At 50.2% G+C, this 25,577-nt stretch carries 25 protein-coding genes; 6 read left to right on the top strand and 19 right to left on the bottom strand.

Going from position 1 to position 25,577, the window contains the following annotated elements; translation table 11 throughout:
- Positions 1–188: 188 nt before the first annotated feature.
- The 11 genes from MKY86_RS26045 to MKY86_RS26095 form a co-directional block, all read right to left on the bottom strand.
- The gene (locus MKY86_RS26045) at positions 189–896 is read right to left on the bottom strand and encodes a PspA/IM30 family protein (protein ID WP_036700284.1); all 708 of its coding nucleotides are present in this window, start codon (positions 894–896) and stop codon (positions 189–191) included.
- Between the two features lie 3 nt (positions 897–899).
- Positions 900–1,379, bottom strand: coding sequence for a PspC domain-containing protein (locus MKY86_RS26050; protein ID WP_076082064.1), 480 nt, complete (start codon positions 1,377–1,379; stop codon positions 900–902).
- Positions 1,380–1,383: 4 nt separating this feature from the next.
- On the bottom strand, positions 1,384–2,061 hold the full coding sequence (locus tag MKY86_RS26055; RefSeq protein ID WP_036731140.1) for a PspA/IM30 family protein: 678 nt from the start codon (positions 2,059–2,061) through the stop codon (positions 1,384–1,386).
- Between the two features lie 47 nt (positions 2,062–2,108).
- Positions 2,109–2,411: a LiaF transmembrane domain-containing protein gene (locus MKY86_RS26060; RefSeq protein WP_036731138.1), complete on the bottom strand. Its 303-nt coding sequence runs from the start codon at positions 2,409–2,411 to the stop codon at positions 2,109–2,111.
- Between the two features lie 236 nt (positions 2,412–2,647).
- On the bottom strand, positions 2,648–3,619 hold the full coding sequence (locus MKY86_RS26065) for an EamA family transporter (RefSeq protein ID WP_076081997.1): 972 nt from the start codon (positions 3,617–3,619) through the stop codon (positions 2,648–2,650).
- 110 nt (positions 3,620–3,729) lie between these two features.
- A complete protein-coding gene (locus tag MKY86_RS26070; RefSeq protein WP_076081996.1) occupies positions 3,730–4,185 on the bottom strand; it encodes a hypothetical protein in 456 nt (151 codons plus the stop codon).
- Between the two features lie 48 nt (positions 4,186–4,233).
- A complete protein-coding gene (locus MKY86_RS26075) occupies positions 4,234–6,663 on the bottom strand; it encodes an ABC transporter permease (protein WP_076081995.1) in 2,430 nt (809 codons plus the stop codon).
- The gene (locus MKY86_RS26080) at positions 6,660–7,334 is read right to left on the bottom strand and encodes an ABC transporter ATP-binding protein (protein WP_076081994.1); all 675 of its coding nucleotides are present in this window, start codon (positions 7,332–7,334) and stop codon (positions 6,660–6,662) included. Before MKY86_RS26080 ends, MKY86_RS26075 begins: the two co-directional genes overlap by 4 nt.
- Before the next feature lie 89 nt (positions 7,335–7,423).
- Positions 7,424–8,611, bottom strand: coding sequence for a HAMP domain-containing sensor histidine kinase (locus MKY86_RS26085; protein ID WP_340827583.1), 1,188 nt, complete (start codon positions 8,609–8,611; stop codon positions 7,424–7,426).
- Positions 8,599–9,273 (bottom strand): response regulator transcription factor, encoded by a 675-nt coding sequence (locus MKY86_RS26090; RefSeq protein ID WP_076081992.1) that lies wholly within the window; start codon positions 9,271–9,273, stop codon positions 8,599–8,601. The genes MKY86_RS26085 and MKY86_RS26090 overlap by 13 nt, the downstream gene beginning before the upstream one ends.
- A 3-nt stretch (positions 9,274–9,276) precedes the next feature.
- A complete protein-coding gene (locus MKY86_RS26095; protein ID WP_076081991.1) occupies positions 9,277–9,855 on the bottom strand; it encodes a GbsR/MarR family transcriptional regulator in 579 nt (192 codons plus the stop codon).
- A 223-nt stretch (positions 9,856–10,078) separates the two neighbouring features.
- On the opposite strand from MKY86_RS26095, the gene MKY86_RS26100 reads away from it, so the two are divergent.
- From MKY86_RS26100 to MKY86_RS26125, 6 genes are read left to right on the top strand one after another with little or no spacing between them, the layout of a single operon-like run.
- Positions 10,079–10,960 (top strand): carbohydrate ABC transporter permease, encoded by an 882-nt coding sequence (locus tag MKY86_RS26100; protein ID WP_076081990.1) that lies wholly within the window; start codon positions 10,079–10,081, stop codon positions 10,958–10,960.
- A 36-nt stretch (positions 10,961–10,996) separates the two neighbouring features.
- On the top strand, positions 10,997–11,839 hold the full coding sequence (locus MKY86_RS26105; RefSeq protein ID WP_076081989.1) for a carbohydrate ABC transporter permease: 843 nt from the start codon (positions 10,997–10,999) through the stop codon (positions 11,837–11,839).
- 34 nt (positions 11,840–11,873) lie between these two features.
- Positions 11,874–13,289: an extracellular solute-binding protein gene (locus MKY86_RS26110; protein ID WP_083685516.1), complete on the top strand. Its 1,416-nt coding sequence runs from the start codon at positions 11,874–11,876 to the stop codon at positions 13,287–13,289.
- A gap of 40 nt (positions 13,290–13,329) precedes the next feature.
- The gene (locus MKY86_RS26115) at positions 13,330–14,289 is read left to right on the top strand and encodes an HAD family hydrolase (protein ID WP_076081988.1); all 960 of its coding nucleotides are present in this window, start codon (positions 13,330–13,332) and stop codon (positions 14,287–14,289) included.
- 23 nt (positions 14,290–14,312) lie between these two features.
- Entirely contained in the window at positions 14,313–14,627 is a 315-nt protein-coding gene (locus tag MKY86_RS26120; RefSeq protein WP_445669913.1) for a DMT family transporter, read from the top strand.
- Between the two features lie 41 nt (positions 14,628–14,668).
- Entirely contained in the window at positions 14,669–15,550 is an 882-nt protein-coding gene (locus tag MKY86_RS26125) for a metallophosphoesterase family protein (protein WP_076081986.1), read from the top strand.
- Between the two features lie 125 nt (positions 15,551–15,675).
- Here the strand turns inward: MKY86_RS26125 and MKY86_RS26130 are convergent, their stop codons facing one another.
- The 8 genes from MKY86_RS26130 to MKY86_RS26165 form a co-directional block, all read right to left on the bottom strand.
- On the bottom strand, positions 15,676–16,503 hold the full coding sequence (locus MKY86_RS26130) for a MetQ/NlpA family ABC transporter substrate-binding protein (RefSeq protein WP_076081985.1): 828 nt from the start codon (positions 16,501–16,503) through the stop codon (positions 15,676–15,678).
- 55 nt (positions 16,504–16,558) lie between these two features.
- The gene (locus MKY86_RS26135) at positions 16,559–17,221 is read right to left on the bottom strand and encodes a methionine ABC transporter permease (protein ID WP_036731110.1); all 663 of its coding nucleotides are present in this window, start codon (positions 17,219–17,221) and stop codon (positions 16,559–16,561) included.
- Entirely contained in the window at positions 17,214–17,975 is a 762-nt protein-coding gene (locus MKY86_RS26140) for an ATP-binding cassette domain-containing protein (protein ID WP_076081984.1), read from the bottom strand. The genes MKY86_RS26135 and MKY86_RS26140 overlap by 8 nt, the downstream gene beginning before the upstream one ends.
- Positions 17,976–18,280: 305 nt before the next feature.
- A complete protein-coding gene (locus tag MKY86_RS26145; RefSeq protein ID WP_083685514.1) occupies positions 18,281–19,243 on the bottom strand; it encodes an ABC transporter permease subunit in 963 nt (320 codons plus the stop codon).
- Positions 19,243–20,217, bottom strand: coding sequence for an ABC transporter permease (locus MKY86_RS26150; RefSeq protein ID WP_076081983.1), 975 nt, complete (start codon positions 20,215–20,217; stop codon positions 19,243–19,245). Before MKY86_RS26150 ends, MKY86_RS26145 begins: the two co-directional genes overlap by 1 nt.
- A 90-nt stretch (positions 20,218–20,307) precedes the next feature.
- Positions 20,308–22,008, bottom strand: a complete 1,701-nt coding sequence (locus MKY86_RS26155) for a sugar ABC transporter substrate-binding protein (RefSeq protein WP_076081982.1) — start codon at positions 22,006–22,008, stop codon at positions 20,308–20,310.
- 111 nt (positions 22,009–22,119) lie between these two features.
- Positions 22,120–23,670 (bottom strand): response regulator, encoded by a 1,551-nt coding sequence (locus MKY86_RS26160; protein WP_083685512.1) that lies wholly within the window; start codon positions 23,668–23,670, stop codon positions 22,120–22,122.
- Positions 23,671–25,494: a sensor histidine kinase gene (locus tag MKY86_RS26165; RefSeq protein ID WP_076081981.1), complete on the bottom strand. Its 1,824-nt coding sequence runs from the start codon at positions 25,492–25,494 to the stop codon at positions 23,671–23,673. It lies immediately after the preceding gene.
- Between the last annotated feature and the right edge of the window lie 83 nt (positions 25,495–25,577).

Below are 25,577 nucleotides of genomic sequence, written 5' to 3' on the forward strand. Positions count from 1 at the left end.
TCCTGCGCAGCATATCAATTCTTATATTTGAAGCAAAACTGACCTCATAAGCATTAGCTGAAGTATCGCGAAGCTACATCTTCCACATACTGCATCCGCTACAAAAGCCATACCGGTATGGAGAATCCATACCGTATGGCTTTACCTTGATCAGCATATCATATCCGGCTGTTCTTTAGGAACAGGGATTATTGTTCTTTTTTATTCAAAGGAGGGGCTGCTGGAGTTGAGTTCAGCTTGTTCTTGAGTGCGGCAAGCTGCTCCTCTACTTTCAGTTCCTTCTCAGGATCTACCGGCTTAGCATATGCGGTTGCCGAAGGACTATACGGAGCGCGCATGACATCTGCTTCCGCTTCAAGCTGCATGATCTTTTCTTCCATACGGTGGAAGCCAAGGGAGGCACTTCCGCTTTCGATGGAATGTACGCTGCTGATCTGGGACATTTGCTTCTTGGCCTTAGCCATCTGAGCGCGGGATACCAGTTCATTGCGTTTGTTGCGCATTTTGTAGAACTCATCCTTCATATCATGAAGCTGCTGCACCAGTTCCTTGGCCTGTACTTCAGCCTGTGCGTGAAGCTCGCCATACTCGGTAAACTTCTGGTCGAAGTAGATCTTCTCTTCCAGCAGCTTACGGGTAACTTCCTCCTGCCCGTTCTTCAGCGCAAGCTCAGCCTGTGCCCCGCGTTGTCCGGCTACCTTGGCAGCTTCGTCCACACGCTGTTTCATACGGCGTTCATTAGCCATCTGCTTCGCTACCGTTACTTCAGCCTCATGAATCTCAGCCTCCATATCGCGCAGATACTGATTCAGCATCACAATCGGGTCCTCTACCTTATCCAACATATCATTTACCGACGCCTTAGTCATATCTTTAATCCGTTTGAATACTCCCATAATTTACACTTCTCCCTTCTCGTATTTAGCAAGTTTTTGTTTGAGCTCTTCCACTTCTTTTTGCAGTGCCTTCTTCTCGATATCCTTCATCATGGCATCCAGGCCAGAATCGGGAGCTGTGTGAGCACTTGCCTTGTCATAGCTGGGATTGTAGCCCGGCTGTCCGCCATAGGGGCCATATCCCTGAGGTCCTTGGTGAGGAGCCTGTGGTCCGCGGCCATATTCAGGTCCGCCGGAGTAGGGTCCGCCGTACGGGCCACCCGGCCCACCCGGTCCGGGACCGAAGGGATTGTACTGGTTAGGCTCCTTGGCAATCACCATTGCTGCGATAAAGTATACGAGGATTGTAGCTCCACCGCTAAATGGAATACTGATCACCAGCAGAATCCGGAACAGTGTAGAGTCAATGCCGAGAGTCTCGGACAATCCGCCTGCCAGCCCAGTCATTACTTTGTCTCTTGTTGAACGATACAATCGGGTCATACTACTACTCCTTTCTGCCATCATTGTTCAGCTTCTCCTTTAGACGGGCCATTTCTCTTTCGAGTACGGTTGCCACGGTCTCTCCGGCCTGCACCGCATATTCCTGTCCCATCCGGCGCAAGTCGCTCAGGCTTTTGGCTTCTAGCTCCCAGTCGTTCATCTTGTCTTCCAGACGGCCGAACATTTTGGGAACATCTCCGCCGCCATAAGCACCGGCTCTTTGATTCATGCGCTGCTGCAGCCGCAGCGACTCCATCCGTGCTGCATAGAACTGGCGTTTGCTATATACCGTCTGATACTCCATTTTGAGCTCGTTCAGCTGGGATTCCAGTTCGAAAAGTGATTGCTGGCTCGTCTCCAGCAGCCCGCTGTATTGCTCCAGCTTTTCCTCGTGGATGATTTTCTCCTGCAATGCCAGCTTGGCCAGATGATCTTCGCCTGCCTTGAGTGCGAGGAGCGCCTGCTCTTCACGTTTGTTCCTCATGGCGGTGGCCTGATTCACCTGCTGCTGCAATTGCTTCGTATGAGAAGCGTACTGCTGGTACAGCCGTTCGGCCTCCCCGATCTCTTCACGGGTTGAATGTAGAAATTGATCAATCAGCTTCACCGGATCTTGGCTCTGCTCCAGGCGTTCATTCAAGTTGGCTACGGTGATGTCCCTCATTCTGCGAAAAACACTCATGATTTCCTGCTCCCTCCCTGCTTCTTAATAAGTATGGACTGTGTGTATTAGTATGTTCTGCTTTGTTTGCCCCTCAGTACCGAGATGCCCCACACTACCAGAGCAATACCCAGCAGCGGACCGATAATCCAGGAAAGCTTGGAGATCAGGGACATGACACCGATGAACAGCACCACCCAGCCGATAATCTTGCGGCCGCTCTTAATTCCGTAGTATCCGAGCACAACCAGCACTGCCGGGAACAGGATACCGAAGATTCCTGAAATCAAGTGAGGCAGAATGCCAAGCAGCATTACCGCTCCGATTACAATCAGCGCAATCGCAAGTCCGTTACCTTTGTTTCTTTGCATTTGTTATCACCGCCTTTCGCTGCTCTCTTTCTTATACCCTTATTCTAGGGCAATCCCGCATCTTTCAAAACAGACTGTGGACGGTTTTATGTACTGGACCTTAGTCGGGGATGGTTGCAGGACTGGGGAGGTCTAGCCAATGCTCGTCGGTCGAAGGGCTGCATGCACATGGGGTAAAGGCATACCAAAAAGCCGGATGCTCTGTTAGAGTACCGGCTGTTGATACGTCCTTACTATTAGTGTAACGGCCGCTGCTGCGGTTGTATATCAAGCGTTGCTTGAGTAGCCGCCGGCTGTGGCTTACTACGGAAAAGAGTTACCAAAACCACAGCCCCGATAATGATCACGGCTGCGATCAGGGTGTTCAAGGTAAGCTGTTCGCCTACCAGCAGCCAGCCAAGCAGCACAGCGACTACCGGATTAACGAAGGCATACGTGGAGACGAGGGTAGCGTCAGCATTCTTAAGCAGCCAGATATAAGCTGTATAGCCGACAATGGAGCCGAAGGTGATCAGGTAGGCCAGAGCCAAGTACGATCGCATAGAAATGCCAGAGAGTTCAAGTCTGGACCAGTCGCCGGTAAAATAAGAGAAAATCACCAGCAGCGCGCCTCCTGTTAGCATCTGCGCCGCTGTCGCCATCAAAGGTGAACCCGGCATGGTCGCGCTTCGGGAGTACATGGACCCTGCTGCCCAGCTTATGGAAGCTGCCAGCACGGTAATAATTCCGATCAGATTGGTAGCGTTCCCCGTCTCCCCCTTCCCCGGCTGGAAGACCAGTACGGCGATACCGAGCAGTCCAAGAACGATTCCTGCGATAACTCCGGTATTCGGCCGTTTGCCGCCGCGCCCAAGCCAGCCCATCAGCATCATCCAGACAGGCACTGCCGCCACGATGAGCGAAGCGATGGAGGAAGAGACTCTTTGCTCTGCCCAGGCCACAACCCCGTTGCCCCCAAGCAGCAGCAAGGCGCCGACAATCGCAGAGGCACGCCATTCACGCCTTACTGGACGCTTCGCTCCGCTTAATCTGGCAATGAGGTACAGGACCACACCTGCCGCAAAAAAGCGGACCCCCGCCATCAGAAAAGGCGGTATCGTCTCGATGGCAATCTTCATGCCGACATAGGTGCCTCCCCAAAATAAATAAACAAATAAGAGCGCTATTCCCACCACGTATAACTGATTCATTTTCCCCTTATGCTTCATGCCACATCATCCCTTTTCTCTAAAAAACAGGTTTGTGAGGGACTCCCGTTCTATCATTTATAAGAACATCCCCTGGGCAAAATTATAGCATATCCCTCCCCGTACATTGACTAATCGTTAGAGTATCTCAATGTTAGCGGCTGGTTCTCATCAAGCCCAACTTTCTCAATATCTCCCTCTTCAATAGTATTATTAATAAAAAGTTTCCAGTGCTTCTCTTTATTATTTTTTATATCATCTACCTTAATTATTTGTCCTTTCTGATTTTTTTCGATTAGCATCCCCTGTTCAGCATTGTCTGAAATGGCCTGAAGTGCTTTCCAGACCGTGGGGTTATCATCAATAATCTTAACGGTCTGAAGAAACAAAATATCATCTTCATTATAAATAACTACATTAACGTTTGTTTCCACATCTCCTTGACCTGTATATTTTACGCCATGATACTCAGGAGAAATCTCATCCCCCTTTTTACTTCCACATGCTGTTAACGATAATGCAATAACCATTACCACAACTAATATACTGTAAACGGGTTTTGTAGAATTCACTTTAGATTGAAACACTATTATTGCCCCCTTAAATATTATATTCAGCTATTTGCTTTCCCTCGCTCATTCACTAAACCGGATTCGTTCCATCAAGCTCTCCTTGCTTAAGCGCCACTGCATGTAGAAGGTAATCCCTATTTGAACTGTGAAATAGGCGAATAATAGGGTTAGCATGGCTGTCATTGGCAGTTGATATTGGACATAGGCGGCGGATTGCTTGAAAATTTCAACGCCAAAATATCCTGCTGGAATGCCCAGTGAAAAAGTGAACAACAGACTGATTACGATCACCATTAAGCCTTCACTGCCTAATTGTAAAATCAGCTGACTCCGCGACAGTCCAATAGCTTCAATTAGGCTAATTTCCCGCTTTCTAGAATTCATACTCGTCAAATTTGAATTTATTAAATTAAATATGCTAATAATCATTAATGCTGAAATAAGACCATTAGCCGCCAATTGAAGCACTTTCTTCATTCCATTGAACTCTTGATATATTTCTTGAAAAGAAGTGAATGTTATTCTTCGATCGGCATTTGCAATCCCTTTGAGGGTTTGCTCTACCTTCCCTTGTTGGCCTTGATCGACTAAAACACTAATCTGCTTAATACGTTGATCTAAGTCCAATCGTTTAAACAGGTTCTGATGCGCAATAAGAGCTCCCCCCTCTGAAGTACTACCTTTATACGTAACATAATTGGGCAATACACCGACAATAGTGAATACATGTTCTTTCTTTCCTTCTCCATACTTTGCCAATCGTATTTTATCACCCACTTTGTACCTTCCATCTTCCGCGACCGCAATGAGATTATCACCATTTCTCAGTTCTGTAAGCATAGAATCATCTTTCCCGAGCATCTTGAGTGTATTTTTCATTAAGGCATCATCGTAAGCATAAATATCCGTACGAATTTCCGGGTTTTTCATACTCGCCATGTCCTTGAGATGAAGGTTTGCATCTTGTTTGTTATAGATCAAGACATCATACATTTCTGTTAATACTGTCTTGACACCAGTAATAGCATCTACTTGGTTTATAACTTTGTTATTTAACAGATCTAGGTTTCCATCAGTTCCACGGTAAGCAGCAGTACTTAATTTATAATCACCAGGCACCATACTTCCAGCCATATTATTAATATTAATACTACTAAGAATACTCCCAGTGACCACAAAAATAAGTCCTGTCAGGGTAATCGATGTTATGGTAACCCAAGTGCGTTTACGGTATCGAATCAATTGTGCCAATACCAGGGCAAAACCGCTAATTGAATTTTTGAATTTTTTTTTGGTCTTATGACTTCTCTTTCCCAAGTCTTCAGCGGGATTATAACGAATAGCTGCAATCTCCGTAATTCCTCCTACTTTTTTAGCAGGAATATAAACAGAAAATATAACGAGAATCAGACCTGTAATAAAAGCAATACAAGCAATGTAAGGAGTCAGTTGAACATATAATTCGGAGCTACCACTAGCCGTATTTCCTAAGAAGGGAATAAATGCTGCACTTCCCCCTACCCCCAGCAAAAGCCCCATAAAACTCCCAACCAGCGAAATCATAAGTCCTTCCGTAAGAATCATCTTTCGCAGTTGATTAGGAGTCATTCCTATTGCTTTCATCATCCCAAATAAACGGATCTGCTCTGATATATATATATTGAATATGTTATAAATAACCATGGCTGCACTAATTATAATTACAAACACAACAATGGTTACTTTCAGAATAGATAACGGATTCTGCTCATATGCGCCATTGTAACGTTCATTGATTTGTATTTGATCATCTTTTAGCTGAGAACCCTCACCAATTTTGTGAGCCGTAGATGAAGCATTAAAGTCTGAATTCAAAAGAGCAAATAAAACAACATCCGGGTTAGGACTATATTGCCTGGAAAGGTTTTGAGAAATAAACATCAGACCAGCTCTAACCGTTTTACGTACGGCGATATCATCAATAATGCCAACTAGCTTAATTTTTTTTGTTATATGCTCTGTTTCCCCTGCATTCATAACTTGCAAATTCAATGGAATTACTACTCCTATGTTAGGAGAAAAGCCAAGTTCCTCAATTACCCATTTATCCAATACAATTTCGTCGTCAGCGACCGGAGCCCTCCCTTGCATTAATTGAATCAGTCCTTCATTAATTCCCTCTATATAACTTATAGCCATATTAATATTCAATTTTTCAAACGTGTCCGATTTAACATTTTTACTGATATAGGAAACATAGTGCTTTTTTATCTTCGGATTATTCTCAATAGCTTGTTGCTGCTCCGGCAACAAATGCTCATACTGCACATGATAGGCACCTAGCTCATTAATCGCTTCTCGCTTGCTCCTCTGGTCGTCAGAGTAAAAATAAGTCAGCACCACAAAAATTAAGGCTACTGCTAAAGCAACTGTACCTACAGTCAATAAGGTCCGGCTTTTGTGATGACGTAGATTTTTCAGGGATACATTGTGGACAGTAATCGTATTTTTCATCCTTCTACCTCTACTGCTATGGAACCGTCCACCACTCGAACAGTCCGACCTGCAAGCTTAGCCACTTCGTCATTATGCGTTACAACAATCAAAGTCTGGTTATATTTCTCTACGGATAAACGCAGCAAATCCAAAACGTTGTTGCTAGAACGGCTATCGAGATTTCCTGTGGGTTCATCTGCGAGCACAATAGCCGGTCTAGCTGCCAATGCACGGGCAATTGCCACCCTTTGCTGCTGGCCTCCAGACAATACTGTGGGCAGACTGGCCCGCTTTTCATAGATCCCCAAAGTATTTAAAATATCTTCAATATAGCTAACATCTGCTTTCTTCCCATCCAGCCCAATGGGTAAAATGATGTTCTCCCACACATTAAGTGAGGGCACCAAATTAAATGCCTGAAACACAAATCCGATTTGGCGGCGGCGAAACACTGCTAGTTGACTCATTGGCAATGTATAAATGGAAGTCCCATTTATGATGACCTCACCGCTTGTAGGAGCATCCAACCCCCCAATGATGTGCATTAATGTACTTTTGCCTGCACCAGACTGTCCAACAATAGAGATAAACTCACCTTTCACCACTGAGAAATCAACATTGTGGATTGCCTTCACTTGACCTTCTCCACTGCCATAATATTTACATAATTTCTTTCCTTCCAGAATCATATCGGCGCCTCCCTTTATACGTGGATACAAAAATATCCTCCCCTAAGTTGTTCTCTAGGAAAGGATATCCAATAAATATCTATTATTTATCAACTTTGGTGCACTCCTATCAAAACTTTCACACAAGCACCACCTTGCTTAGTGTTTGTTAGCTGAATACCGCCCCCTAGCTTCTCAGCCAGTACCTTGCAAATATTCAACCCCATACCGTAATGGCTCTCCTCAGCTTCCAACCTGCTAGTATAAAACGGAGTGGTAGCGAGCTTCAGATCCTGGCTTGAGAACCCTTTGCCATCATCACTGACTGTAATTGAAAAGAATCCCTCATCCATTTCAAATCGTACAAAAATCGTCAGACTCGCATAACGAAGGGAATTGGCAATTAAGTTTTCGTATATCCTGGTAACCATTCCTGTATCCATATACAAAGATGGTTCAGATATATGATTTTCAAATGAAAGTTCCAGTGACTGTTCCCGTGCCAGAAATTCAGCTAAACTGCTTAGTTGTTCCAAAAAAACGGAAACCTCTACTTTGGTCCATGCTACCGAGATATCTTCGAGTTTTTGGGCCTCGCCCATAATTTGCACATAATTCTCCAGCCGTAATATATGTATACTCATGGTTGTTATCGTATCCAGTAGCTTCTCCTTACTTATTTTACCTTCTGGAAGATATTTATTTAATAAATCCGCGTAACCTCTTAATACTGTCAGCGGTGTCCGGAGATCATGTGAAAAAGCTGCATTCAACTGTTTTCTGTCCTCTATAGAACGCCACATCTGACGGTTGTTATCCTCCAAAGCAGCTCTCATGCTCTCAAAAGACGTGCACAGCTGCCCCATTTCATCTTCGCTATATTGCGGAATATGAAAATCCAAGTCATTATTGGATATTTTAGCAGAAGCTTCGCGTAAAACCCCAATGGGTTGTTTGAGCTTATTATGGTAAAACAACAAAGAAGCCGCCAGGGTAGCTAGCCCAAAAAATATCAAAATGGACCAGGAATCCAAAAAACCACAAAACTTAATGATTTGTTCGTCTGTATAAGAATAGTCTGTATTAAAGTCCTTCATGTTAAAGACAATGGCTGGATTCTCAATATCCGCTGAGGTGTAAGAAGGATTATACTTTAAAAACATATTATTACGTATCTGGCCTGCCCCAGTAATGGTGATCATACTAAGGAGTCCGGCAAGAAGGACAAATACAAGCATATAGATTATAAATGTCAACCTAATGGATAAGTTACGCCAGCCTTTAATTACCCTACCCATTTGTAGCCCACACCCCATACTGTTGAAATGTATATGTGATTACTAACCTCATTAAGTTTGGCCCGAATTCTTCTGATATGCTCTGCAACAACGATGCTATCTCCTTCATGGTCCAGTCCCCAGACTTTTTCATAAATATGGTCCTTATCAAAGACCTGACCGATGTTCATGGACAACAACTCAATAATACCAAATTCTTTCTTGGCAAAAGAAAGTGCCCGTCCTTTGTAATACACTCCTCTGGCGGAGTAGTCGATCACTAAATCATCTGAAAATCTGGTTTGTGTCTTAACAGATTGTCTTCGTTCACGGCGCAGATGTGCCTCTACCCTAGCTCCAAGCTCATCAATGCTGAATGGCTTCACAATATAATCATCCCCGCCCACACGAAAGCCATTAATTTTATCTGACTCTCCCACTTGCGCAGTCAGGAATATAATAGGGCAGGATACGAAATCCCGTATACGAGTGCACACCTCAAGACCATCAATCTCCGGCATATTAATATCCAGTAAAATAATGTCTGGATTATACACTACTTTGCGTAATGCCTCCCCGCCGCTCCGCGCGGTTAAGACCTTATAACCATTTATCTCAAAATAATCTTTAAGCAGATTAACTATATCCGTCTCATCATCAACAATAAGAATCTGATTATTCATAGCTCATACTCCGCCTTCCTCGCCGGTACTTCCCCGTTCGCCGCCAAAAACAACCCCCTCCGCAAGCCCCGACACGAACCGCTGCAGCCAGGCATAATACTCGGCCGCATGCTCCAGCTTCTCCAAATCTCTGAGGCAGGCCTGCCGCTCCTCTTCGGGTGTGTCTGGTGCATGGGCCAGTGCCTGGAGGCCCGGGACCCCGGCTCCCATGGCTTCCTGCATCACATCGATCTCCCGCTGAAGCTTCAGGGTGAAGAAGTTCCGGAAGGCCTCGAAGAAGTCCGTCTCCGCTGCGTACAGCTCCTTCCGCTCACGCTTCTCCGGAAGCTTCGTGACCATCCGGGAGGCGATCAGGGAGCGGACTCCGTAGCTCATATTGCTTTTACTCATATTCATGACCTGCTTCATTTCCTCCAGCGTCATCGGCTTGTCCTCGAAGAACATCACTCCGTACAGCTGTCCGAAAGAATAATTCGCTCCATATAAATCCATGGTCTGGGCTATGGCATCGATCACCGGGCCGAGCAGCTGCTCCCGGGGCGAACGGTGCGGATTTTCTTCGCCGAATGCGGCCTGCTTCATCAGGTGGCACCTCATTTTCACATAGAATCGTTCTCTCTACCTTACACAATACCGCAGCTATACGGCAATCATCCTACAAATTTTACACAAAATCCGACCGGGCTTTACCCCCGCTTGACCACAAGCCTGTCTCATGAGTGTACAATTTTTTTTGAACAGAGGAACTGTCCTCTGCATTATACCGCATCAACCAATGTGGAGGAAATGGAGAATATGGACGAAAATGACACGTTCAAAGTTATTCAGCGGCTTGAAGCCCGTGCTGTTCACTCTGCCGGCCATGATCCCGTTCGCCGTGTTCTGGCTCGCGCCGCTGCTGTATGTGCTGTATCTCAGCTTCACGGAATGGGATTTCATGAGCCCGGAGAAAACCTTTGTCGGCTGGCAGAATTATACCGATCTGCTCAGCAACCCCGCTTTTTACAAAGCGCTAAGGGTGACCGTTCTCTTCTGTCTCGGCAGTGTGCTGCCGGTGATCCTGCTCGGACTGGGTCTGGCCCTCCTCATGAACAGAAAGCTGAAGGGCTCAGCCCTCTATCAGATCCTGCTGTTCTCGCCTTGGGTGACGCCGACCGTCGCTGTGTCTATCGTCTGGTCCTGGATTTATCAGCCTGAAGCCGGACTTGCCAATGCGGTGCTGAACTTCTTCGGTCTGGACTCCATCGGCTGGCTGCAGGACCCCAAATGGGCATTAACCGGCGTCCTGCTGGTCACGATCTGGAAGTCGGTCGGCTGGGCAATGATCTTCTATCTGGTGGCGCTGCGCAATGTGCCTTCCGACCTGCTGGAAGCCGGGGAGCTGGACGGGGCAAGCCCGGTGCAGAAGTTCCTGCGGATTACATGGCCGCTGATCTCGCCAACTACTCTTTTCTTATTCGTGGTGCAGTTAGTCTCGGCACTTCAGGCCTATGACCAGATTAATGTCCTGACCCAGGGCGGCCCGTCCGGCTCCACCCGCACTCTGCTCTATCTGTATTATCAGTCCGCCTTCGAATCGTTCCAGATCGGAGAGGCTTCTTCTGTAGCTGTCGTTCTGGTCTTGATCTGCATGCTGCTGTCGGTCCTCTCTTTCGGGATCAGCAAGCGGACCACTCATTATCAATAGAAGCTTTACCATCAGCCCTTAAGGAGGTCTCACCGCTTGCCTATATTCACACGTATCAGTAGGCTGGTCCGCCAGATTTTTTTCGCCGTGCTTGCTCTTCTGATGGCCTTCCCGTTCTATTGGATGGTTACGAGTGCCCTCAAGACCAATGATGAGATCTGGCGCTCTCCGCCCACACTCTGGCCTGAGGTGCCGCTGTGGGGCAACTTCGCCGCTGCCTGGAACGAGGCGCCGTTCGCCAGATATATGGGTAACAGTATCTTCGTCGCTGTCTCCATTGTCCTCCTGCAGACAATCAATTCCGGGATGATGGCTTATGCGCTGACGCATATGAAATTCCGCCTGAAGGGCGTTTTTGCCGGAGTGATTCTGTTCGGTTATATGGTTCCTGCAACGGCAGTCTACCTGCCCGGATACCTGGTCCTCTCCGAGTTACACTTGCTGAACTCCTATGCGGGCCTGATTCTCTCCAACTGTGTGAGTATATTCTCGATCTTCCTGATTAGGCAGGCCTTCCTTCAAGTCTCGCATGAGCTGGTGGAGGCCGGTGAAGTGGACGGTGCCTCGCATATGCGGATTCTATGGACGATCCTTGTGCCGGTCACAAGATCCTCATTCGCCGTACTGGCGCTGATTACCTTCATTGACCAGTACAACAATTACTTCTGGCCGATGCTCATTACGAAGGACCCCAGCCTGCAGCTGGTCTCGGCCGGTCTGCGCAGCTTCTTCGTGGAAGGAGGTGCTTACGGACTGAAATGGCCGCTCATCATGGCCGCCAGCGCCTTCACGATTGCCCCGCTGCTGCTAATCTTCCTGCTGGCGCAGAAAACGATAATGCAAAGTGTCAACATGACCGCAGGCTCAAGTAAAGGCTAAACCCTAAACTTCAATACCCAAGAGGAGAATGATGATGAACGTATCAAGTGGAAACAGCTTCGCCGTCCTTTTAAAGGACGGTACCGTTCCAGCGAGAAATTCTTCTATTTTCAAAAGGTTGTCTGCAGCATCCCTGATCGCCGGACTCTCCGTGCTCACCGCTTGCGGCGGAAATGCCGCTCCCGACAATGCAGTCACAGCGGACGGAGCAGCCGCCGCAGTCCCTGCTGCCAATGCCGCTCCGGCTGGAGGCGCACCGGTCACGATTGAATTCTGGTATGGGCTCGGCGGCAAGCTGGGTGAAAATATGGAATCGCTCATTCAGAAATTCAACGCCTCCCAGCAGGAGGTCATCGTCAAGGGGATCGTGCAGGGGGATTATACAGAGACCGAACAGAAGCTTCAGGCAGCGATTGCTGCCGGGCAGGTCCCGGCGGCGGTCCTCTCCTCCAATATCGATTGGGCGCGCAAGGGTTATTACGCCCCGATGGATGAGCTGATTGCCGGGCAGCCGGACTTCAATAAAGAGGATTTCGTCCAGACCTTCCTGAACCAGGGCCAGGTGGACGGCAAGCAGTATTTCCTCCCCATGTATGGATCGACCCAGGTGATGTACTACCGTAAGGATGCTTTTGCGAAAAGCGGCATAGACGCCAGCCAGATTAAGACCTGGGAAGACCTCGCTGCGGCCGCAAAAAAGATGACCGTCTCCGAAGGCGGCAAAACCACCTTCTACGGCTGGGAACCGATGTGGGGCTCCGGCAATATGGTTGATGCCGCTCTCAGCAAAGGAGGCAGTATTCTTAGTGAGGACGGCACCAAGGTCACGATTGATTCCCCGGAGTGGATCGACGCCTGGGAGTTCTTCCGCAAAGCAATTCATGAGGACAAGACGATGCGCATTCATTCGGGCGGGCAAGGCTGGGAGTATTGGTACAAGACGATTGACGATGTGATGAAAGGCCAGGCGGCCGGATACACCGGCTCCAGCGGCGACCAGGGCGACCTCGATTTCAGCGTCGTCTCCGCGATGGAGCAACCGGGCTGGGCCGGAGCCGGCGAAGGCAAACCTGTCGCCGGGGCGAGTATGGCCGGTATTCCTGCCAAAGCCGGAGACGCCGAGAAGCAGGCAGCGATGAAATGGCTGACCTACTTCACAAGCTCCGAGAATACCGCCTTCTGGTCCATCCACACCGGATATATTAGCGTCCGCCAGTCTGCGCTGGAAGATCCGGCATTCGTCGCCTTCAGTGAGAGCAATCCGCAGATCAAAATCCCGCTGCAGCAGGCGGCTCATGCTTCCCCTCCGTTCCAGGACCCGACAGGCGGCAAAATTAATGATGCCTTGACCATCGCTGCGGATAAGGTGCAGATTGAGAATATCCCGGCAGCCGAGGCGCTGAAGGAAGCGCAGCAGACGGCTCAGGCGGCACTGGATAAACTGAAATAGAATTGCTGAACAAATTTCTATTAATGAAGGGGGACGCTGGATGATCGAGCTTAACACTCCGCAAGGATACTATCCCTTATCGGCCATCCTGTTCGACAAGGATGGAACCTTACTGCAGTTCGTATCCCTCTGGGGAAGCTGGGGCGAGTTCTTCCTGGACCAGTTCGCCCGCAAGCTTGAGCAGCACGGACTGAGCTTCCCTGAGCAGCACCGGGCCTCCCTGCTGGGAACAGTTCATGATGCCGCAGGGAAGATCACCGATTACGACCGTAACGGTCCGCTCGCCATGGGCACAATGAGCGATCTGTACGCCATTGCGTCCTGGCAGGGTTATTCTCTCGGCCTATCCTGGGCCGAAGCGGTCGAACTGGTGGACTCCTGCCGGAATGCAGCGGATGCGATGCTGGAGCAGAGCCGTCCGGTCCGCCCGCTTCCCGGGCTAGTGCCCTTTCTGGACGCGTGCGCTGCCCTGGGCATCCCTATGGCCGTAGTGACTGCTGATGAAACTGCGGCAGCCGAGAGTCATCTGCGCTGGCTGGGCATCCGCCAGTATTTCACCGCCGTGATCGGCACCGATCAGGTGGAGCGGGGCAAGCCCTTCCCCGACATGGCGCTGCTTGCCTGCGGGCGGCTGGGGGTATCTCCGGCTGAAGCCGCCGTGATCGGCGATACGAACGGAGATATGCGGATGGCGAAGGCAGCGGGCGCTGCCGTAGCCATTGGGATTGCCGGCGGAATTACCGCCGGGCTGGCGGCTTCAGCTGTGGCGGAAGGACCGGCCGCAAACTCGGGCGGGAACGGGCAGGCGGCAGCAAGCCGGGTCACTGCGGCGGCAGATGCAGATGCTGCCGCAAGCGGGTCGGGTGATGCGCACGGAGCGGCTGGTGCGGGCCGATGTGGGCTGACGGCAGACACGCAGACTGCCACGACTCTTTTGCTGGATGCAGATTGTATCGTGTCTTCTTATGCAGAGCTTGACGTACGAAAGATGGCACGATGAAGGCCGAAGGGGCCTTGGCTTGGGTGTTTCTTGCTCTAGCTATTGTCTTCGAGCTGTCCGGAACGGTCTCCATGAAGCTGTCTCATGGCCTCACCCGGCCCTGGCCCTCTGTGCTGATGTTCGTATTCTACGGAATCAGCTTCACCTCACTGAGTGTCGCCCTCACCTCCATCAAAGTTGGAGTCGCTTATGCCGTATGGTCCGGGGCAGGTATCCTTCTGATTTCTCTGGCGGGGGCATTGTTGTTCGAAGAGAGGCTGACGGGCTCCTCCCTCCTATGGGTGACTGTGATTGTAGCCGGAATTATTGGCTTGAACATTAGTACCAAGGGGCATTAGCCTAACGATTATAAAATATTTCAAGGAGGCTTCGCTTGTCTATGAATACATCTTCCATACCGGGCGTTACTGAACCGCTGCTGACGTTCCAGATTATTACCGACACACATGTCACGGCCGATCCCGAGCATGAGTACAATCAGAACTTCGGACGGGCATTGCAGGATTTGGCCTTACACTCACAGAGCAGCAGCGGCATCATGCATATTGGAGATATTACGAACAATGGCTTCCCGGAGGAGTATGAGGAGGTCCAGCGTATTCTTGAACAGCATCAGGCCTCACTGCCGCAGCTTCGTTACACCTTGGGCAACCATGATGTCGGTCTAGGGCATTGGGAATCCCGCCTTGCGATGTATACTTCCCGTATGGGGATGCCGGGTCCCTACCATGACCACTGGATCTCAGGGTATCATTTCATCTTCCTCGGCACGGAGGAAGGGCTGCCTACGTTCTGCAGTCTATCCGCTGAACAGCTGCAGTGGCTGGACTGGAAGCTTGGGGAACAGGCGGCAGCTTCCGCGCAGGATCAGCCTGTCTTCCTCTTCCTGCACCAGCCGCTGAAGGATACGGTAGCCGGTTCACTGGAATCTCAGGAATGGTACGGGGTAACACAGGATCAGGAGCTGCGTACTATTCTGTCGCGGCACCCGCAGACCTTGCTGTTCACCGGACATACCCACTGGGAACTGGAGGTCAGCAACACGATGTTTCCCGGCAACGGGCAGACGGCTACAATGTTCAATGCTGCTTCGGTGGCCTACCTCTGGACGGATGCAGATGAACACAAGAGCGGCAGCCAGGGCTATTATATAGAAGTCTATGCTGATAAAGTGCTTGTGCGGGGACGGGATTTCACTACCGGAACCTGGATTGAAACGGCGCAATATGAGGTGGCGTATCCCGTTAACGCTCTACGGTAAATTAGGGAATCATTGATGTATCAAGCAGGAGCAATGTGCTTCCTGCGCAACAAAAAAACGGCCCTCTCTCCCAAGAGAAGGCCGTTTTTCATTTACTTCGGTATAGGATGTAACCCGTTTATCTTCTATTTAAAAGCAGGCAGCGCGATGTCCGCGTAATTATCCTCCAGGAACTTCTTCACTTCCGGGCCGCTGATCGCCTTCGCCAGCTTCTGGATGGCTTCGGAATCCTTGTTGTCCTCACGGGCAACGAGGGTGATGGTGAAGGCGGAATCTTCACGCTCGGTGATCAGCGCATCCTTCTTCGGAGTCAGACCCAGCGGGCTGGCATAGGCCGGCGTCATCGCTACCAGATCGGCATCATCCAGCATCCGGGCCAGCATCAGCAGATCGACTTCCTCGAACTTATAGTTCTTCGGATTGGCAGTAATGTCAGCTTGGGTAGCCTGAATTCCTACCCCATCCTTCAGCGTGATCAACCCGGCATCTGCGAACATTTGCAGCGAGCGACCAATATTGGAAGGATCATTCGCCATCACGAGCGTTGCTCCCTCGGGCAGATCAGCAATATTCTTGAAGCGTTTGGAGTACCCGCCGTAGATGGCATCATATACAGGCTGAACCGGCACCAGCTTTGCCCCTTTGCTGGCATTGAACTGTTCCATGTACGGGACATGCTGGAAGAAGTTCGCATCCACCTCTTTGTTCGCCAGTGCTTCGTTCGGCTGCACATTATCAGACAGCACGACAACCTCCATATCTACGCCTTCCTCCTTCAGAATCGGCTTCACGATGTCGAGGATATCCGTCATTGGCGGAATCAGCGAGGCTACTTTGATCTTCACAGGCCCGGTGCTGGTTGCCGCCGGTGTCTCTTCCGCTTTTTTGCTGTTGCCGCAGCCTGCAAGTGCAAGCGTCAATACAAGCAGTACCAGTGTAAACGTGGTGGTCATTCTTCTTCCTGTTCTCTTCATGATATCTCTCAAGCCCCCATTATTGTATAGTATTCTAGCGTTTGTCCAGCAGTCTGGCTATCGTGCTTCCCGTGAATTGAATGAGCTGCACCAGTACAATCATCACAAGAATGGCGTAGATCATGACCTCAGTCTCGAAGCGCTGATACCCGTAACGGATGGCGAAATCGCCCACCCCGCCGCCGCCGACAACCCCCATTACGGTTGAAAAAGAAATGAAGCTGATCGTAGACGCCGTGAGTCCCAGCACCAGCCCTGAACGGGCCTCCACATACAGAAATTTGAAGATGATTCCCAGCTTGGATGCTCCCATCGACAATGCCGCTTCAATCGTTCCCCGCGGAACCTCCAGCAGGGATTGCTCTACCAGCCGTGAGTAATAAGCAATGGCAACGATGGACAGCGGCACCGTGGCCGCCAGTGTGCCAATCGACGTACCTACGACCAGCCGCGTGAACGGAATCAGCGCCACCACCAGCAGCAGGAACGGAAACGAACGGATGACATTGACGATGCTGTTCAGCACCAGGGACAGCCCTCTATTCTCATACAACTGGCCTTTGCGGCAAAAATACAGCAGTGTCCCCAGCGGAAGCCCCACCAGCAGCGCAGCGCCTATGGCAATGCCGACCATAACAAAGGTCTCGCCGATAGACTGCCACATCTGATCCTGGTATTTCAGCATACTCTCAAACATGGGATGCCCCCGTTCTGCCGGTGATTCTCTCCCGGAAGGAGCCTGAATGCGTTCCCGGCGGGAGGAAGCCGCCCTCGCCGCGGGAGAAGGAATCTACGATTCGTCCGCCCTCCATGACGGATACCTCGGAACAGATGCTCCGCACTACATCAAGTTCATGGGTAACGATCACAATCGTTACGCCCAGGGAAGCATTGATATGGCGCAGCACCTCTAGAATATCCGCCGTGGTGCCCGGATCAAGCGCAGATGTCGGCTCATCGCACAGCAGCAGCTTCGGACTATTCGCCAGTGCGCGGGCAATCGCTACCCGCTGGCGCTGTCCGCCGCTGAGCTGGGCCGGGTATTGCCCGGCTTTGTCCGCAAGGCCGACGAATTGCAGACATTCCTCCACCCGCTTCATCCGCCCTGCACGCGGCACTCCGGCAAGCTCCAGTGAGATCGCCACATTCCGGCTGACAGTGGCATTGCCGATCAGGTTAAAATGCTGAAAGATCATACCGATTCTCTGCCGCTGCCGGCGCAGTTCCTTGTCCGGCAGTTCCGTAAGCTGTTGCCCGTCAACCATAACCGTTCCTGCATCGGGCCGCTCCAGCAGATTCATCAGCCGCAGGAGCGTGGACTTCCCCGCCCCGCTGGCGCCAATAATACCGTGAATGGCACCCGCCTGGACTTCAAGCGATACCTGATCGACAGCCGTATAAGGGCCGTCCTTCAGAGTGAAGCTCTTGCTAACCTGACTCAGCGAAAGAATATGAAGCCCTCCCTTACAGACTGCCTGAACGTACTCTCTGAACCTCAGGACTTATTGTACTATAATTATTTAAAATCTGTTTCATTAAAAATCTCTTTAAATAATAAGGTATTTCTTCCGCTGTGTCATCATTTTTTTCAAAATGATTGCTAAGCCCTTGGAAGAGCAGAGCATTATAAGGATGCTCGCGGCTCTATGGGATTATTCAAAGGGAGCAGAATCATAGCACAAAAACGGGTGCGGTCCCTGGTAGGACTGCACCCGTTTTGCTATTTTGCATACATAAGTATATTCGCTCTGAACGCTTATTCTTTCACACTGCCGACATTAAGACCCACTACGAAATACTTCTGCATGAACGGATACACCAGCAGTATAGGTACGGAGGCGACCACTGTGATAGCTGCCCGGATCGAAATCGGCGTGACCATCGCCCGCGCTGAATCCTGGTCCATCCCCACCCCGTTCGACACGTTAGGGTTCCCGTTGGAGTTCATCGTTGAAGACAGCAGCTTCATCAGCTCATATTGCAATGTACTGAGGTGCTGCTTGGAGGAGGTGTAGATGAAAGCGTCGAACCAGGCATTCCAGGCTCCGACCGCCACGAACAGTGCAATGGTCGCCAGCACCGGCTTACAAAGCGGGAAGACGACCCGCATGAAGATTTTGAAATCACCGGCGCCGTCGATTCTGGCTGATTCCATCAGACTCTCCGGAATCGTGCCGATGTAAGTGCGGATGACGATCATGTTGAACGCGCTGATCATCGATGGAATAACATAGACCCAGAAGCTGTTCAGCAGGCCCAGGTCCTTAATCAGGAAGTAGTTCGGGATCAGACCTGCGCTGAAATACATCGTCAGCACGAAGACTACAGTAATAAACTTACGGAATACGTACTCCCTGCGGCTTAAGGTATACGCCAGCATGGTGGTCAGAAAAATATTAAGCAATGTAGAAACCACTGTACGTGCCACTGAGATCAGGAAAGCATCAAAAATGGTTCCGGTGGCAAAAATCGCCTTGTAATTCTGAAAGGTCCATTGTCGTGGCCATAAGTAAATGCCGCCGCGGATCGTATCATTTCCTTCATTAAAAGAAACAGCAATCGTATTGATGAATGGATATAAAGTCACAACCACCAGACAGACCATGAAGACCGTATTGAAGGAAGTGAACAAAAACGGTTCAAGTCTGCCGGTGCCCAGATTTCTTTTCGCCGTAAAGCCTGCTTTGTGCCCAGGGCTAATCTGCCGGTTATCCGCCATTATAACAACCTCTCTTCCCCAAGCCGCTTGGAAATCCCGTTAGCCATAAGCAGCAATGTCACGCTGACCACCGTTTTGAAAATCCCGCCAGCGGTTGCGAGTGAATAATTCCCTTGTGCAAGTCCGTATTTAAGCACGAAAATATCTATCGTTTCGGCCCAGTCTACTACCAGTCCGTTGCCGAGCAGGTATTGCACTTCAAAGCCTGCTTCCAGCACATGTCCTATGGACATAATCATCAGAATAACAATGGTTGCCTTGATGCCAGGCAGGGTGACATGCATCATTTTCTTGTAACGGTTCGCACCGTCAATCTCCGCAGCCTCATACAGGGCAGGGTCAATGGAAGCGATAGCTGCCAGATAGATAATGGTATTCCAGCCCACTTCCTTCCACACATGTGAAGCCCCTACGATTCCCCAGAAATATTTGCCTTCACTGAGCCACAGAATCGGCTCCTTAATCAGATGCAGCTTCATCAGAACGATATTTACAATCCCGTCATTGATGGACAGCGAGGTCGCCACAATGCCGGTAACGATAATCCACGATAGGAAATGGGGCAGATAAGAGATCGTCTGCACGGTTCTTTTCCAGAATACTTTCTTAATCTCGTTAAGCAGCAACGCCAGCACGATGGCTGTGACGAAGCCGAGGATCAGATTGATAACCCCCATAGCCAGCGTATTGCGCAGGACACGAATGAAATTATCATCGGTGAACAAAAACTTGAACTGCTTCAGTCCCACCCATTCCTGCTCACCGAAGGACTTGGCCGGTCTGTAGTTCTGGAACGCCATGGTCCAGCCCCACACAGGAACGTAGGCAAAAAGGATAATGTAGAGCATTAATGGCACAGACATCCAGATCAGCTGATTCTGATTCTTAATCACACGCCAGGTAATCGGCTGCTTTTTCCTCTTGTTCTTCTTCGGACGCCGGACGCCAGTATCTATTTCTAAGGTCTCATCCATATTCGTTGTCTCCTACTCCATCAAATTAATGTAAGGCGGAAGGCCGTCACCCGGCCTTCCACCTTCTAAAACCCGGTACCAGACCTTACATTATTTACTCCAGTTCTCAATTCTCCACTTAATCTGCTCATTGATCTTGTCTTCGTAAGCCTTCACATTGGCTTTCTCGATTTGTTCCGTATAATCGGTCCATACGGAATCGAATTCGGCCGGCTTGGCAAGAATGGCTTTCGGCAGGAACTTGGTCTGCAGCTCATTTAGCTTGGTACTGGCGATTTTGGCATCCGAGCCTTCAATCAGGTCGATGGACCAGGCAGGATAATAAACAGGGTTTGGCGGCGGATCGCTGAAGAAGTCAACGTAGGAATTGAAGCCATAGGCATCCAGAACTTCCTTATCGTACGGCTTCAGACCTGCTTTGTATTCTTCCGGCTGTGCAGCGGCATCCGTGGAGTTGCCGTCGCTGTAGCTTCCTTCGGTCTTAGGCAGATATTCATACAATGATTTGGCCTTGTTGGCCAGCTGCCAAGTGGCATCGGCTGCATCATCACGCTGCTTCTGGGTTCTCATGAATCTGCCGTTCTCAACAATATAATCCTCGCCTTCTACACCCCAGGAGAACAGCTTCTGCCACTTCTCATCCATCAGGGTGTCGAGCAGCTTGATAATCTTCACCGGATCTTTGGCATTAATGCTGATGCCGAAGCCATTGTTAAGATTGAGCACCGCAAGATCGCGGTAGTGGTCTTTGGTCGACTCATCGTATACCAGCGGAAGACCTACATAAGTGCGTTCAATTTTATTCTGAGTCGTCAGTGAATCCTCAGCAGCGTTGAAGTTCCAGTGCTGGTCGAACATCCCCAGAACGGTTCCGCTGGACAGCTTTGCCATATACTGGTCGTAGTTCTGCACAAAGGTTTCTTTGTCGATAATGCCCTTCTCGTTCATCTCGTTCAGCTTCTGATAGTACTTCTTGGCATAATCCTTATTGGCAAATACCTCGGCCACGCCGTCCTTCACGACTACGCCGCCATCATTCGGATGTCCGATCAGATGCTGAGGTGCGTTGAACAGACCCCAGTTTTTCCAGTCATAGTTCAGAATTTCGAACCCGATGGTCGGGCTTCCGTCAATTTTCGGATACTTTGCTTTATATTGCTCAATCAGGTCAAAGTACTGATCCAGTGTCTTAACCTTCGGATAATTGAATTCCTTAAGCACTGCTTTTTGAATCCAGAAGGCCGGTCCTGAATACCATGAGCTGTTGACCTTACCGTTATATACACCGTAGTTAGGCAAAATATAAATATGTCCGTCATTCGGGTCCTTCATCATGTTCCAATATTCTGCATAATGCGCTTTCAAATTCGGCGCATGCTCTTCGATCAGGTCTTCAAGCGGGATATAAGCCCCTGCTGCTGTAAGCTTGGTGCTCCCGGTCATAAGGTCCGGATAATCCTGGCCGGCAATCATAACGCCCAGCTTCTGGTTAATGTCGCCTGCTAAGAATTCCATATCGAAGCTGGCACCGGTCTCCTCTTTGATCTTCTTGTAGATCTTGTTGTCCGGTGTCGGCTGTTGCCCGGCTACTCCGATAAATGCGCTAACCTTGAATGGTTCAATCTTTCCTCCCGTGTTAGCTGAAGCAGAATCCGCTGCTGTTGTCGCCTTTGCTTTGTCAGTTGCAGCAGCATTCTTGTCGTTGCCCCCGCCGCAGCCTGACAGTGCGAAGCTAAGGGTTAATAGCGCAACCAGGGAATACTTAAACGTCACTTTCGACTTGCCCCCCATAAAGCACCTCCATAGTGTTTGTCTTTAATTTGTAAGCACTTACACAAGTAAATTATAGAGGTGAACTGTCCGCTAAAATACGACCGAACTAAAGGTGTACCCCCGAAAATTTTAGAACTTGGCATGCCGGTACTCATTCGGACCCATGTGCAGCTCCTTCTCGAACCGCTTCAGAAACTGTCCGTAATTGGCGTAACCGACACGTTCGGCAATCTCTGAGAGCTTCAGCCTGCTCCCGCGCAGGAGCTCAGCCGCAGCCTGAATCCGCAGATGATGCAGCTGCTCATTGAAGGTCATCCCGTTCTTCTTAATCAATAATTGCCCCAGGTATACCGGATGCAGGAAGAAGATCTCGGCCAGCTTCTGAATGCTCAGGCTCTCCTGATAATGCTCCCCGATGTATTGGTTGATCTCCCGGACAATCCCATGCGATTTATAATTCTGCTCTTGCACCAGCAGATCTATGGCCTTCCCGCCGTAGGACAATAAGCGGCTAAGCAGCCCGCTTAGCGGGGTCATCGCCTGCTGAATCTCTGATACCTCAACACCCGAGGCCACTCCGCCCTCCTCGCCTGCGGCTTCTGCCCCGGGTGCGAGTGCGAATATCCGGTACATGAGGTGGATTACGAATTTGCGTACTACCTCCGGCGCCACCTGCTGTTCCCGGAAGCTGCGGGCCGCCGCCTCCAGCGCCTCGCGGTAGCCATCCGAGTCCAGAAGATTCACGCAGTCCAGCAGGGCATCCATCAGCCCGATATGATCATAGTGATAACTGAAGGGCTTGTCCTGTACCGCGCTGTAAGCCAGCACCCCTGCCTGCTCCGGCTCGTAAAAGAAATGGAGTAACGTCTCTTTGGCCCGGCCATAACTGCCCTCTATGGACAACAAGGAGTCCTCCGGGGTTCCCAGCGCGATGTTAATCTTCCCTCTCCCGTACTCGCGCAGCAGGATATCCAGCACTTCAGCTATTCCGCCGTCTTCCCCGCTGCCTGCCGTCATGCCGTACACGATCCCGAGCAACCCCGCTTCCAGATCGATCGTCACGAGTGCCTGATATCCGGCCAGCAGGGAGACTATGCGGCTCCGTACCTCTGTGTACAGCTCCGGGACCGTCCGGATCAGGCAAATGTTCCATGAAGGACTCTCCTTGAAGCCGGGCAGAGTCTCCAGCCATTCCATAAGCTCGGGTTCTCCCTTTTTGCCATGAAGCAGCCCCTTGATTAAGGTTGCCGCCTCTTCCCCGGAAGCGGTCTCATGGATTCTTCTGCGGTTCGCCTCCTGCTCCAGCTCCAGGCGGATCTCCCGCAGCTCCTCGGCAGCTTCCTCCGGGAAGACCGGCTTCAACAGATAGTGATTGATTCCGTAGCTGATGGCCGTGCGGGCGTATTCAAACTCACTGTAGCCGCTCAAAATGACGAACTTCGTCGAATCCGTCCCCTCCTGCCGCCATTCCCCGATCATCTCCAGACCATTCATCAGCGGCATATGGATATCGGTTATGACCAGATCCGGCTGAAGCTGCTTCATCATCTGCAGCCCCTCCCGGCCGTTGCCGCAGGTTCCGCACAGCTCGAAGCCCAGCTCCTGCCAATCGATCCACATCTCCATCCCTTCCAGAGCGCTCGGCTCATCATCGATTAATAATACTTTGTATTTCATCATCTATACCTCTCTTTCCATGGAGTAATTCTTCTCAAGCAGCTTCAGGGGAATGCCAAAGGTCACTACCGTTCCCTGACCCGGCGTACTGGATATCTCGAAGCGCACCTGATCCGCGTAATTCAGCTCCAGCCTGCGGTATACATTGCGGATACCGATGTTGGTCCCGGAGTAATCCTCCTTGCGGACCGCGAACATCAGCTCCTTCAGCTTCTCCGGCTCCATGCCCTTACCATTGTCGGATACTGTAATCTGCAGCCTGTTATCCAGCACGACCGCAGCCACTTTGATTACGCCCAGCCCCTCAATCGTCTGCAGGCCATGCTTGCAGGAATTCTCGACCAGCGGCTGCATACTCAGCTTCGGTATTTTATAATCCAGGGACTGCTCATCGATCTCAAAGGTATAATCGAATTTATCCCTGAACCTGAATTTCTCAATCCGCAGATACATGTCGATAAATGCGATCTCCTCGCGCACCGGCACCAGATCCTCCTTCCAGCTCAATAGTCTGCGCAGTAGCTTCGACAAGCTTTTTATAATATCGGTGACATCGTTATATTTGTTCTTGGTGCAGACCACCAGTATCGCATTCAGCGTGTTGAACAGGAAGTGGGGGTTCATCTGGCTCTGCAGGAAATTCAGCTCCGCCCTGACGCGCTCCATCTCCAGGTTCTTGCTCTGGATCTCCAGCTTGTACACATCGTTGATCAGGGAGTGGATTCTGGAGGTCATCCGGTTAAAATTGTGGATTAGCCCGCCAATCTCATCCCGGCCCTCATCGATGGCGATCAGCTCGAACTTCTCGTTCGTCACCTTCTGCATATGCCGGGACAGGCGTTTCACCCGGTAGTTGTAGGAGCGCAGCATGATATAGATGAATCCGCTGGTCAATACGGTCAGTGTTGTTGCCAGTCCCGCCGCATACAGCCGGATATCGAGAACCGCCTGGGAGATCCGCTCCCCCTGCGTAATTCCGACAATCCGCCAACCTTTGAGATAATTCGCCGTCCCTACAGCCATTACCCGAACCCCCTCGCTCTCGTCCTGGCTGTCCCCCCACTGATCGAATACCGGATAGGGATCATCCGTAATATGCTGATAGCCGCTGTCCGCTGACATCACAATCTTGTTCTCCCCATTGATCAAATAGAGGCTCAGGTAATCCCGTTCCCGGACGATAATGTCATAGATCTCACTGAGGTCCAGATCGATCCGCAGCACCTTCTCATAGTTGTTCAGATTACGGTAATTGTCCATGGTCTCAATAATGCTGAGCGTCGGGGTGGATGAAGCCAGATTCTTGTTCTCCATGATCCGGTAAGCAGCAACATAGACCTGGGTAGTGGCCTTCTTGGCCTGCCGGTACCAGTCACTGAACCATACTTTATCGTTCATTACCTGATAATTCCCCCCGGATACAACCGTCTGGTTGTTCGTGAATATACTGATTCGTTCCAGCTGGTTATTGACAGGCATATAGCTGTTCATCCGGTCTCTCAATTGTTCGTTGAACATACTGTAGAATTCGATAGAGTCCGTATAGGTCCGGTCCAGCATCTCGTACAGATTCTTATCCGCAGCCAGCGTGTAGCCGACAGAGACTCCCCCTTCAATAAAATCATGAATGTCCTTCCGCGCCCGCTCCATGGAAATCTCCAGATTCTGCTGCTCCCTCGATTTGATGAGATCTGTAATCCGCTCCAGGAATACCAGATTCAGCACCATGATCGGCAGGAGCACACCCACAATGTAGATGAGATAGAACTTGTAGCTTAGCGGAATATCATTGACGATGGTGCCGAATTTAAACCGTTTTGTCGCCATCCCTCACACACACCCGGCTTTCCTATCAATATAGAATTTATAAGTTTTCGGGGTCCCCGCAAAGTACCTGAGTAGCCTTCGAA

The sequence above is a fragment of the Paenibacillus sp. FSL R7-0333 genome, from assembly GCF_038000365.1.
GTDB classification, from domain to species: Bacteria; Bacillota; Bacilli; order Paenibacillales; family Paenibacillaceae; genus Paenibacillus_AQ; species Paenibacillus_AQ silagei.